The organism is Acetomicrobium mobile (genome assembly GCF_937920065.1).
This window is the reverse complement of sequence record NZ_CALETC010000285.1, coordinates 1-11867: the sequence shown is the minus strand read 5'-3', so window position 1 is coordinate 11867 and position 11867 is coordinate 1. Positions and strand designations below refer to the sequence as shown.

The 11867-nt window shown below is 38.4% G+C and carries 9 protein-coding genes and 1 pseudogene; 6 read left to right on the top strand and 4 right to left on the bottom strand.

Annotated features, from left to right (window positions below; genetic code table 11):
- Positions 1 to 495 precede the first annotated feature (495 nt).
- The 4 genes from Q7P41_RS10615 to Q7P41_RS10600 all read right to left on the bottom strand — a co-directional run bounded on the left by Q7P41_RS10615 (position 496) and on the right by Q7P41_RS10600 (position 5233).
- On the bottom strand, positions 496 to 1527 hold the full coding sequence (locus Q7P41_RS10615) for a zinc-binding alcohol dehydrogenase family protein (protein ID WP_303884127.1): 1032 nt from the start codon (positions 1525 to 1527) through the stop codon (positions 496 to 498).
- Between the two features lie 277 nt (positions 1528 to 1804).
- Positions 1805 to 3097 carry a TRAP transporter large permease gene (locus Q7P41_RS10610; RefSeq protein ID WP_303884125.1) on the bottom strand — a complete coding sequence of 431 codons (1293 nt, stop codon included), beginning with the start codon at positions 3095 to 3097 and terminating at the stop codon, positions 1805 to 1807.
- Between the two features lie 270 nt (positions 3098 to 3367).
- The gene (locus tag Q7P41_RS10605) at positions 3368 to 3907 is read right to left on the bottom strand and encodes a TRAP transporter small permease (RefSeq protein ID WP_303884124.1); all 540 of its coding nucleotides are present in this window, start codon (positions 3905 to 3907) and stop codon (positions 3368 to 3370) included.
- 351 nt (positions 3908 to 4258) lie between these two features.
- Positions 4259 to 5233, bottom strand: coding sequence for a C4-dicarboxylate TRAP transporter substrate-binding protein (locus tag Q7P41_RS10600; protein WP_303884128.1), 975 nt, complete (start codon positions 5231 to 5233; stop codon positions 4259 to 4261).
- 290 nt (positions 5234 to 5523) lie between these two features.
- On the opposite strand from Q7P41_RS10600, the gene uxaC reads away from it, so the two are divergent.
- From uxaC to Q7P41_RS10570, 6 genes and pseudogenes are all read left to right on the top strand, one after another.
- Positions 5524 to 6954, top strand: a complete 1431-nt coding sequence (gene uxaC / locus Q7P41_RS10595) for a glucuronate isomerase (RefSeq protein WP_303884122.1) — start codon at positions 5524 to 5526, stop codon at positions 6952 to 6954.
- 60 nt (positions 6955 to 7014) lie between these two features.
- Positions 7015 to 8007, top strand: coding sequence for a TRAP transporter substrate-binding protein (locus Q7P41_RS10590; RefSeq protein ID WP_303884121.1), 993 nt, complete (start codon positions 7015 to 7017; stop codon positions 8005 to 8007).
- Positions 8008 to 8260: 253 nt separating this feature from the next.
- Positions 8261 to 8746 (top strand): TRAP transporter small permease, encoded by a 486-nt coding sequence (locus Q7P41_RS10585; RefSeq protein ID WP_303884119.1) that lies wholly within the window; start codon positions 8261 to 8263, stop codon positions 8744 to 8746.
- Positions 8746 to 10044 carry a TRAP transporter large permease gene (locus tag Q7P41_RS10580; protein WP_303884117.1) on the top strand — a complete coding sequence of 433 codons (1299 nt, stop codon included), beginning with the start codon at positions 8746 to 8748 and terminating at the stop codon, positions 10042 to 10044. Before Q7P41_RS10585 ends, Q7P41_RS10580 begins: the two co-directional genes overlap by 1 nt.
- Before the next feature lie 23 nt (positions 10045 to 10067).
- Entirely contained in the window at positions 10068 to 11612 is a 1545-nt protein-coding gene (locus Q7P41_RS10575; protein WP_303884115.1) for a tagaturonate reductase, read from the top strand.
- A 5-nt stretch (positions 11613 to 11617) separates the two neighbouring features.
- Positions 11618 to 11867 (top strand): annotated as a pseudogene (locus Q7P41_RS10570) (bifunctional 2-keto-4-hydroxyglutarate aldolase/2-keto-3-deoxy-6-phosphogluconate aldolase); the annotation flags it as partial.

Genomic DNA, 11867 nt, shown 5'->3' with positions numbered 1-11867 from the left:
AACGAAGCAAACAAAAAGGATCAAATATTTAAAACCTACTAAAAAAGTCGCATAACTCTCCCTTCTCCGTCCTAATCGATAAGGCATAATAACCTTCGCGCATTTAATTAAAGCGGGATACTGTACCCGCTCACTCGCAAAACAGTTCCTACGACAAAACTCTTGAGCAAAGTTGGGGAAGGAAGAAGCACGTCAAATACAATTACACTGTCAAAGGTAGGCGTAAAAAGCAGACACTGGGGAATCTTAGTTCGCCAAAGCATCGAGGACACTCTGAACGCACTCCCGGACGTGGAAGCAGATAATTGGCTAACATCTGCCGCCACTAGCACTAGAAGGAAAGGAGGCCAGAATATATATTAGTCTGCACCACCTGGAGGGCTTTTAAAGGAGACACAGCTTTTCATTGACAATGAATGTCCCGAACACAAAAGTAACCACGGTTATTTTAAAACAATGCTATGAGGTTGTTCGTCATTGTTAGATAAGTTTCAACTAATTATCAAAATTCAAAAGTACTTTTAAATGGTTTTCTGGACTGTTCGTTAAATCAAAGAACGCTTGTGCACTCTTCTCAAGGGGGTACACATCAGTCACAATTCGATCTATATTTAATCTCTTTTCGTTAACCAAGTTGATAAGATGCTTAAACTCGGCAGATAAACTATTTCTTGATCCATAAATATTTAATTCCTTTTTCACCAATATAGATTGATTAAAACTTACTTCCTTCGTGCCGTTTCCTATAAGCACTACCTTCCCACTAAAAGAAACTACATTAACTGCATTTAAAAAACTTTGCGGTAAGCCTACGGCTTCTACTACCGTATCCATTCCATTACCCTTTGTAATTTCGTTTATTTTCTCGTCAAGGTTAATTTCTGTTAAATTTAATATATCACTTGCTCCAAGTTCACGAGCAATTTCTAGTCTAGACTGAAGTAAATCAGCAATGTACACTTGAGCACCCTTTAAAAGTGCCGAAAGCATGGCGAAAATACCAATAGCTCCTGCTCCCAACACTAATACTTTTTCGCCTTCTTTTATATCGGCTCGATTCACAGCATGAAAACCTATACCAAAAGGCTCAACTAGAGCCAAAGTCTTTGCATTCAATCCCTTGCTTGGGAAAATACGGTGAATGGGCATTATTATATACTGCGCAAAAGACCCATCACGTTGAACTCCCATTGTCTCGTTATCTATACAACAATTAACCCTCCCTCTTTTGCAAGGATAACAAGCGCCGCAATTAAAGTATGGATTTGCTGTTACCAACATGCCTTCCTTTAACCCCAATTCGTTATCTTGAATGGAAATAATTTCCGCTGAAAATTCATGTCCTGGAACCCTCGGATATGTTGCGAAAGGTTGATTCCCCCTATACACAGCTACATCTGATCCACAAATTCCACAATATTTGACTTTTAATAAGGCTTCACCTTTATTTGGTCGAGGAATCGGCCTTTCCAATATCTGAATTTCACCTGGACGATCAACTAGGACCACTTTCATCATATGTTCCATAGTTTAAGCCTCCCAGAAACTCTCAAATATTCAAGTTTAGTTACAAATTGGTAAATCCGGGATTATTTGAATCATATCTTTATACCAACGAGTTAACTTGAAATAAGACATTAATTTATACATATTACAACTTTTTTGATATTTATATAAATTAACAATTCTCTTTTACAAAATTTAAAAACAATTTAACTGGGGGAACAAATCACAATAAGCTTTCCCCAACAAGATCATCATTTGTTTGTATCGCAGCATAGCAAATCATCTACTTAACTCTCACCTAATATACTAAACGCACGATCCCGGTAGAAAAAATTGGAATATATGTTAACAAACACAAACAAATCAACAATAAAATATAAAACGGTATTGCTTCCTTTATAAAATCACCTATCGGGCATTTCGTAATGCTACACGTCACAAACATCAACGTACCCATTGGAGGGCTCAAAGCGCCTATAGCCATATTAAAAATAAATACCATAGCGAAATGAATTTCATCGATACCATAAACATAAGCCATGGGGGCAAGCAAAGGAACTAACACTACCATAGCTGCGTTACCTTCAATGAACATTCCAACAATGAGCAAAAAAACATTTACGATAGCAAGAAATAGGTATTTATTACTAATATGAGTAACAACGATCTCGGTTATCATTTGTGGGATTCGCTCTCTCGTTAAAATCCATGCAAAAGCTGATGCAGCACCCACTATGACCATTATTGAGGCGGTATTAATAAGAGTTTCCTTCAAGCCTGTTGTAAATTTCTCCCAACTCATTTCTTTATATATAATGCCCAGCAACAAAGAGTACACTATAGCAACAGATCCTGCCTCGGTGGGGGTAAAAACCCCTAAACGAATGCCACCAATTATAACTATTGGCAACATGAGGGGTAAAGCTGCAGTTTTAACTGACAAAAAAATTTCACGACTCGGAAGTCTTTTATCGCGAAGGGGCATGTAATGACGTCGCTTCGACATAATCGAAACCAGAACCATTAACGCAATAGTAAGTAGAATTCCAGGTCCAAATCCAGCAATAAATAATTTTCCTATCGAAACGTTTGCAATAGAACCATAAATTATCATTGCTATTCCTGGAGGGATCAAAGGAGTTATCATGGCAGATGTAGCAGTTACAACTGACGAAAATTCATTAGAATAGCCTCTTTTCACCATTTCTGGGACTAACATTTTTGCTTCCATTGCCGCATCTGCAAGATTTGATCCAGATAAACCTCCCATAAGAGCAGACAACAAAACATTTACCTGAGCAAGTCCCCCAGTCCAGTGACCAGTAAGGGCTTCTGCAAACTGCAATACACGTTTTGTAACTCCTGAATAATTCATAAACACTCCTGCAGCCACGAAAAAAGGTATGGCTAACAAAGGAATACTTTCAATTCCGGAAATAACTCGTTGTACAATGATTTGCTGAGGAATGCCTGGCATATTAACGAAATATAACAACGACCCGGCGAGCAACGATATAAAAACTGGAACTTTTAAAAATAATAAAAGCAACATTACACCAGCAGACCACATAACCACATCATTAATTTCCATTCTTATAACCTACCCCTTAAGAATAATTTATCTCGTTAATATTAATGCTCCGTCTCAACAACATTTATTACAACCTTGTCAATTCATAGCCTATTTATATTGAAATTTGCCAAACAAAAGAAAAGCACTATTAAAGGATCATGCAACCACGCCAAAAAGAGCAACGAACATATACATACAAACTTGTCTGTTGTATCCGATATTAAAATCGCTGTCCCTTACATCGACATGTTGCTCTAACGCGTAAGACAAAAATACGCTAGCAATACCTTATTGTTTATACACGTATTCACATTTATGTCCTTCGCTTTCTTTTTCAACATCATTTTTGACACTGCGATGCAGTGTTATAACATCTAAGGCAAGGACAGCACAATAATTAACCAACATTAATACACAACCCATTGGGAAAACACCATAAATAATCGAATAAGGAATGTTTAAGATATTTGTTACCCGGTTAGTACGCGCCATCTGAACAGCTAGACGTAGTCCTTCTTTTGTAAAATAACATAAAACCCCTATCACAATAATAGAGATTAATATTTCTGCCAATATTCTAATCGAACGAGAGAATCTATCTACAATAAACTCAATAGCAACATGACTGCCTGCCCGAAAGGCTGCCCCACTGCTGAGAAAAACGATTAACACAAAGGAGGCCAACTGCACTTCTTCTAACCAAATAAAAGGTTTGTTCACTATATATCTCATTATAACGCCCATAAAGGTTGTTGATACTAATACAATAAATGTGCAGCCCGCCAATATAAGATCAAGGTTTAACATGACGTTAAAAATACCACTCATTATTAGCTCCCTCTAATAAACGCTAAACATTTAAATTTCCCCAAAATCAACCGCTACTGCTTATTTAATCGAGAACCTTCACTTATTCCATTGAGTTTAATTTACAGTATAAGCTTGCCGAAAAGTAGCCTAGGAGCCAACTATGATATCGCACCGCTAAGACAATAACCCGTTTTGAGAAGATGTAAGTAACTATTTACTATTCTTATAATATAACCGAATGAAACATTACCCTCTATTTATGCCCCAGGGGCTTTTCAGCAAGCTTATTACTCGGCATCAGTACACTGCACAACTACAACGATATGTTGCTATGTGTAATATATCTAATTCAACAAGCCTAGCATTTCGCTATTTCTTCATTGCTTCCTTAACTGTTTCGTATAACCCCTTGGACCACTTATTGGTAAATTCTGGCAATGAATAGAAAGCTCGCGCAGCTTCCGCAAACTCTGAACGATCCACGTGAATTATTTCAACACCCTCTGCAGCGAATTTCTTTAAAGTTTCCTCTACTGCCTCTTCCTGCAGTTTGTTGTTATAAACTCCCGCCTCTTCGCAAGTTTCAACTAACAACTTTTTTTGTTCGGCAGTTAATGAGTCGAACAATATAGTTCCAGTTACTAATGTCGTAAAATTTCTCACATGAGCCGTTAACGAAAGGTTTTTCGCTACTTCATGAAATTTTCCACCATAGAGGACCGGTAAGGGATTCTCAACTCCATCGATTACCCCTTGTTGCAGGGCAGTATACACTTCTCCCAACGGCATTGGTGTCGGCGTCGCGCCTAACACCTCAAAACCTTTCACCTGAATAATATTATTAGGTACACGAATCTTCATTCCCTTTAGATCAGAAACAGAACGAACAGCTTTTTTGGTTAACAAATGACGATCACCATATATCCAGTTAGAGGCAATTATTTTTAGCCCTTGTTCCTCTAACATAGCACATTGACTACGATACCAATCACTTTTAGTTAACTTCCACACGTCGTCCCAAGAATCAAATAGAAAAGGTCCAAAAACAATTCCAAAATCAGGAACTCCCCTGTCTGCATAAAAAGCTCCATCAGCAAGCGTAACAACCGGTAATCCTGCTAACATCTGATCCATGAGATCATTTTTTGACCCCAATTGACTTGAAGGGAAGACTTCCAATTTCATGGTACCGCCACTTCTTTCTTCTAGAAGTCTAGCCCATTCTCTAACGCCCAGATCGAAGGGCTCACCTGGATGGTTTTCATAACCAACATGAATAACTACTGGTTTTTCTGATGCTAATGCACTACCACTAATAACCATGATTCCAATTATTACTGCCACTACGGCCAATAAGACTTTACTCCAACGACTCCTCATCTTACTTTCACTCCTTACTTATTTTTATCTACAGAAACAAAAACAACTCGGCTTGTAAAGTAAACCAAAAATCTCTTGTTTACACCTTCACATTACACCTTCGCACACATGCTCGTTTATATAACATCATTTAAGAATTGTCAATCAAATAATTCAATTTGACAAAACTAATGACCATGATGTAGAATTTATTTTCGAGGGGTGGAATGCATTTATTCACAAATTACAAGTTAAGAAGGTAGGAGCTTGATAATATGGCGAATAAAACTTTCATCAACAATGATTTCTTGTTGGAGAGTAAAGCGGCGCAAAAACTTTACTTCGAGTATGCCGAGCCCATGCCTATTATTGACTATCATTGTCATTTGCCAGCGTGTGATATAGCTATCGATCGAATATTTGAAAATATCACTGATATTTGGCTAGGCGGAGATCATTACAAATGGCGCGCAATGAGAACGTGTGGCATTCATGAAAAGTACATAACCGGAGATGCTTCTGATGAAGAAAAATTTCAAGCCTGGGCAACTGTCGTGCCCAGGCTTATTCGTAACCCCCTTTACCATTGGACTCATCTAGAATTGAAGCGTATATTTGGAATTGATCAGCTGTTAAACCCTGACACAGCAAGTAACATTTACAATAGGTGCAATGAGCTATTGCGTCAAAGAGATTTTTCAGTACGGTCCATCCTAGAGAAATTTAAGGTTGAAGCCTTATGTACTACTAATTACCCTGCAGAAAACCTGGAACATCACAAAACCATCCGCGATACTCAATGCAAGACGATAGTGCTTCCATGTTTTAGACCTGACAAATTCTTGGATGCACATCTTCCAAAAGAATTCAATAATTTGGTGAATTCTTTAGAAAGTTTAACAGGGCTCTCAATCAATTCCTTTGAAGATTTCATAGAATCTTTGTGGAAAAGGCATCAATTTTTCCATAGAAATGGCTGTCGTATGTCTGATTATGGCATAGAAACTGCTTACTCCGCGGATTGGACTATCGAAGATGTTAACAGGGCTTTCGTTAAAGCAAGATCCGGACATCCCTTAGAAGGAGAGGATCTTTTGAAATTCCGCTCAGCTGTGCTTTATGAACTTCTTTTAATGGACCACAAACAGGGATGGGTGCAACAACTTCACCTCGGAGCTATGCGAAATAACAATTCAAGAATGATGGCCCTTCTTGGCCCAGACAGTGGATACGACTCCATCGGGGACTTTGAACAGGGGAGACCTTTAATTCAGTTATTGGACAAATTAGACAGGTCTGGCCATCTTGGCAAAACGATAATTTATTGTCTTAATCCTAGAGATAACGATCTTATTGCTTCTATCATTGGCTGTTTCCAGGATGGCATTACGCCTGGCAAAATACAGATGGGATCGGCATGGTGGTTTAACGACCATAAAGACGGAATGACTAAACAAATAGAAGCCCTATCATCCATTGGTGTTTTATCAACTTTTGTTGGCATGCTTACCGATTCTCGAAGTTTTCTATCTTATCCTAGACACGAGTATTTTAGGCGAATACTATGCAATATTTTAGGAAGAGATATGAGCAATGGAGAATTGCCAAATGATTATCAGCTTATTGGTGGGATAATCCAAGATATATGTTATTTTAACGCAAAAAATTACTTTCAGCTTCATGAAGCGTATAATGCGATAGTATGATATTTTATTAAGAATGTAATTTAAGAAATATAGTTAAAAATAGTAATGGGAGGGATTACAATGAAGAAGTGTGTTGTTTTTTGTGCTGTACTGGCTCTAGTAAGTTTTATATTCTCTTTTAGCACTCCTGCGCTAGCCCAAAAACAAATTGTATTGCGTCTTGCAGAAACTCACGCCCCTGATTATCCTACAACAAAAGGCGACTACGAATTTGCGCGTCTAGTTGAGGAAAGGACTGGTGGAAGAATAAAGATCGAAGTTTATCCGAGCGCGCAACTCGGAGAAGAAAAAGCCGCCTTAGAAGCAGTTCAGTTTGGAGCTATCGACTTTAACCGTACAAGTATATCCCCTCTTTCCGCGTTTGTCCCAAATTTAATAGCACTTCAGATGCCTTATCTATACAGAGATGACGAACATATGTGGAAAGTAATTAATGGACCCATCGGGGAGAGCTTCTTAAATTCTTTGGAGGAATTTAACTTTGTCGGTTTGGGATGGTTTGACGGAGGTGCCAGGCACTTTTACAATTCAAGAAGGGAAATTAAGACAGTGTCGGATTTAAAGGGCCTGAAGATTCGCGTCCAAGAAAGCAAATTAATGACAAACCTAGTATCATGTCTTGGCGCTGTTCCAACACCAATGCCTTTTGGTGAAGTCTACAGTGCATTACAGACAGGTGTAATAGATGGTGCTGAAAACAACTTACCAAGCTATTATTCTACTAGCCATTACGAAGTAGCAAAATACATCACCCTTGATGGCCACAGCCGAATCCCAGAAATAATAATCGCAAGCAAGTTGTCTTGGGATAAATTGTCAAAAGAAGACCAAGAAATTATACGACAAGCTGCCAAAGATGCTATGCCTTACCAAATTAAGCTTTGGAAAGAATTTGAAAAATCATCAGAAGAGAAGACAAGACAGGCTGGTAGCATTTATACTGAATTAACCTCTGAGACACTTGAAGAATTTCAAAAGGCAGTTCAGCCAATGTATGATGAACTTAGCCCGGAATTAAAAGAAATAGTAAATCAAATTAGAAATGTCAAGTAAGCATTAACGACGCTATTTAGTCAAATAAATGCAAACTCTGAGGAAACCTCTTATTCGCTATTCTAAATAGGGAGGTTTCCTCAGAAATCAATCATCGCACAAAAACTTGAACGCTTTAATATATTCTACTTATTTGCCAATAAAAACATTATATCAATTATTTCTAGTTAATTAATACATCGCAAAGACATGATATTTTTAAAGACTTTGTTTATTTACAAGAGATCGTAAGTTTGGAGGCTAATATTAACAAATGGATAAAATTGGTAAAATGTTTGCTTTTGTTGATAATGTCTTAATAATACTTGCAAAAGCCTTACTACTTATAATGGTTATAATAATATCCTTAAATGTTTTTATGCGATACGTCCTTAACTCCGGAATCCGTTGGGCAGAAGAAATATCGTTAGTTTTGGTTGTCTGGTTTACTTTTATCGCTCTAGCACATGGTGTTAAAGCTAAACTACATATAAATATGAACCTATTACCTTCAAAAATTGCTCAAAAGCTCGATCCCTTACTTAAGAAAATATCGGACATTATAATTTTATTTGTTGGATATATTATGGTTTATTACGGAATAAAACTGGTAAATGTAACTTCTCGATCTATCCTTCCTGCTTCTAATTTACCAGCATCTGTCATTTATTTTCCCCTTATTCTATCGGGGATATTGATCATTCTTAATTGTTTAATCGAGATTTTGAGCTTTAGCAAGTCATTGGGAGGTCATGACTAATGCTTGGTACAACAATAGCGACATGGATTTTGCTCGGCTCTTTTGCGATTATGCTGATACTAAGAATTCCAATAACATTTGCACTGGCAGCATCATCAATCTTTACTGCCATGTACCTGAAAATACCCCTCATGGTAATCATTCAACAAATGGTGCAGGGTGTTAATTCTTTTTCGCTTATGGCAATACCCTTTTTTATTATTGCAGGCGAGATTATGGGAGAGGGAGGGATTTCTCAGCGCTTAATCGAGTTTGCTAACGTTATTGTTGGACGATTTCGAGGAGGATTGGCTCTCGTTAATGTACTAGCCAGCACGTTCTTTGGTGGAATCTCAGGGTCCGCTGTAGCCGATGTTTCTTCCATAGGTGCCATTCTCATACCTATGATGAAAAAGCAGGGATACGACACCGACTATTCTGTTGCAGTCACAGTTACAAGCGCATGTCAAGGCATTATTATTCCACCAAGTCACAATATGATCATATATTCTCTCGCCGCAGGTGGGGTTTCTGTGGGTCGTTTATTTCTGGGAGGCTTCATCCCTGGGATAACACTAGGGATAGCATTGATGATTGTGAGCTATATAATGGCTGTTAAACGCAATTATCCTACGGAAAGGTCATACTCCTTCAAAGAAGCGCTTTTCATAACCAAGGACGCCTTATTTGGAATATTCACTGCAGTGATCATACTTGGCGGTGTCATCTCAGGCATCTTCACAGCTACTGAATCGGCTGCTATAGCCTGTGTATATGCCTTTATAATTACCTTTTTCGTCTATAGGGAAATACCCTTATCTCGAATGAACAAGATACTCTACTCATCCTTAAGGACTCTTGCAATGGTCATGAGTTTAATTGCTGCTGCAAAAGCTTTTGGATGGCTATTGGCATACCTCAGAATTCCTGCTCTCGTTACCACCTCTCTTTTAAATATTACAACAAATCCAATCCTGTTGTTATTGCTTATCAATGGGCTATTGATTTTATTGGGATGCATTATGGATATGGCTCCGCTTATCTTGATAACAACACCTATTTTATATCCCATAGTTGTTAATAATTTAGGCATGGATCCCGTGCAATTCGGGATTATGATGATGCTCAATTTAGGAATAGGGCTTTGTACTCCACCAGTAGGCTCAGCCTTATTTGTTGGTTGTGCTATCGGAAAAATCTCCATAGAGAAAGCTACTGTGGCAATGCTTCCTTTTTATTTGGCAATGATTGTCGTTCTATTATTGGTCACTTTTATTCCCATTATAACTTTGTTTATTCCTAACTTACTAATGGGATAATAGTCATTTTAGGAGGATTAAAAATGCAAAGACTTACGCGTAATTCATTAAAAAACATATTATCTAAAGAAATAACTTTTCCTAAAGAAAAAACACTCGATTTACCAGTAAAGGTTTTACAATTCGGTGAAGGAAATTTCTTGAGGGCCTTTGTTGATTCACTCATCCAAATAGCGAATAACGAAAATGTATTTGGAGGTCGCGTTACAATAATTCAACCGATTCCGGAGGGCAGAGCAGATGCAATTAATGCCTCTGATGGCCTTTTTACTCACATAGCACGCGGAATGTATAAAGGTCAGCCAAAAGAGGAGATCAGGATCGTAGGAAGCATTGATAAAGCCCTTAAGGCTTATGGCGAATGGGATAAGGTTCTTGATGCAGCAAAAGACCCCGCCATCAAAATCGTCGTCTCGAATACAACCGAAGCAGGAATTGCCATATCACCTGACGATCGCTTCGATAGTAATCCGCCTCGCTCTTTTCCTGCCAAAGTCACCAGACTTCTTTACGAACGTTTTAAGGCCCTTGGCAAAGATAAGGCTAAGTTGGTGTTTATCCCATGCGAGCTTATAGATCGCAATGGGGACATACTGAAGGAATGTGTATTAAAGCTATGCAACAATTTTGGTTTGGAGAAAGATTTTATCGACTGGGTAGACAAAGATTGTACGTTTTGTTGCTCCTTAGTTGACAGGATTGTCACAGGACATCCAAGGGATGAGATCGGAGACCTAACGAAGAGATTGGGATACGAAGACAACAACCTCGTCGTATCTGAGCTATTTCATTTATGGGTCATAGAGGGACCAAGCTTTGTAAAAGACATTTTCCCGTTAAACGAGTCAGGCCTCAACGTAATCTTCACCGATGACATTACGCCATACAGAACACGAAAGGTTCGTATCTTAAATGGAGGACACACATCTACTGTAACTTTGGCATATGTGGCAGGATTAAACTACGTCAAAGAAATGGTCGAACACCCCATTATAGGCAAATACTTAACAGACCTTCTTTTCGACGAAGTGGTGCCCACAATACCCGGTGATGACTCTGAGATATTAGCCTTTGCACAAGAAGTGCTTGAAAGGTTTAAAAATCCTTACATCAAACATGCATTGTTGGACATTACGTTGAATTCTACAAGCAAGCTCGCCGTTCGTGTGATACCAAGTCTTGTTGATTTCTATTCCATGAGCGAGAAGCTGCCCAATCGCTTGCTTTTATCCATTGCCGGATATCTTAGATTTTACAAAATCACAAGAACTGACGGAAAAGCTTTCTTTGGCATGCGCGATAATGGAGAAGAATATCCCATCAGGGATGATCGCGAGATACTTGAGTATATGAAAAACATTTGGGATATCCCTGATGCCGCTCCAAGCCTAGATCAATGCCGAACCATTGTAGAAAAAGCCCTCTCCCATCCAAAACTCGAAGCCGAAGCTTTATTAAAAGTGCCAGCAATGATAGAAAAAATTGCCCTTTATTTACACAACCTTCTAACGAAAGGCTCTATTAATACCGTAAACGAAATAAATATCGCCAAACGAGGGGAGGAATAAGAAAGTTGCTCGAAGTTGTTAAATATATTTTTTCAGCAAAACTAATAGCCGTTGTAAGAGCTAAAAGTGCAGATGAAGGGTTAAAATTGTGTAACTCTATACGCGACGGGGGAATAAAGATCATTGAAGTCACCATGACTGTGCCCAAAGCAATACATACCATAGAAATCCTCCAAGAGAACATGGCGGATCAAGATGTTTTAATAGGAGCTGGGACTGTCTGCGATTCGGAAACTGCTGTAGCTTGTATTAAGG

What these genes read in the sequence shown, in the direction of transcription:
- Q7P41_RS10615 (WP_303884127.1), bottom strand. Translation starts at nt 1,527, where the DNA reads ATGGAACATATGATGAAAGTGGTCCTAGTTGATCGTCCAGGTGAAATT.
- Q7P41_RS10610 (WP_303884125.1), bottom strand. Translation starts at nt 3,097, where the DNA reads ATGGAAATTAATGATGTGGTTATGTGGTCTGCTGGTGTAATGTTGCTT.
- Q7P41_RS10605 (WP_303884124.1), bottom strand. Translation starts at nt 3,907, where the DNA reads ATGAGTGGTATTTTTAACGTCATGTTAAACCTTGATCTTATATTGGCG.
- uxaC (WP_303884122.1), top strand. Translation starts at nt 5,524, where the DNA reads ATGGCGAATAAAACTTTCATCAACAATGATTTCTTGTTGGAGAGTAAA.
- Q7P41_RS10590 (WP_303884121.1), top strand. Translation starts at nt 7,015, where the DNA reads ATGAAGAAGTGTGTTGTTTTTTGTGCTGTACTGGCTCTAGTAAGTTTT.
- Q7P41_RS10585 (WP_303884119.1), top strand. Translation starts at nt 8,261, where the DNA reads ATGGATAAAATTGGTAAAATGTTTGCTTTTGTTGATAATGTCTTAATA.
- Q7P41_RS10580 (WP_303884117.1), top strand. Translation starts at nt 8,746, where the DNA reads ATGCTTGGTACAACAATAGCGACATGGATTTTGCTCGGCTCTTTTGCG.
- Q7P41_RS10575 (WP_303884115.1), top strand. Translation starts at nt 10,068, where the DNA reads ATGCAAAGACTTACGCGTAATTCATTAAAAAACATATTATCTAAAGAA.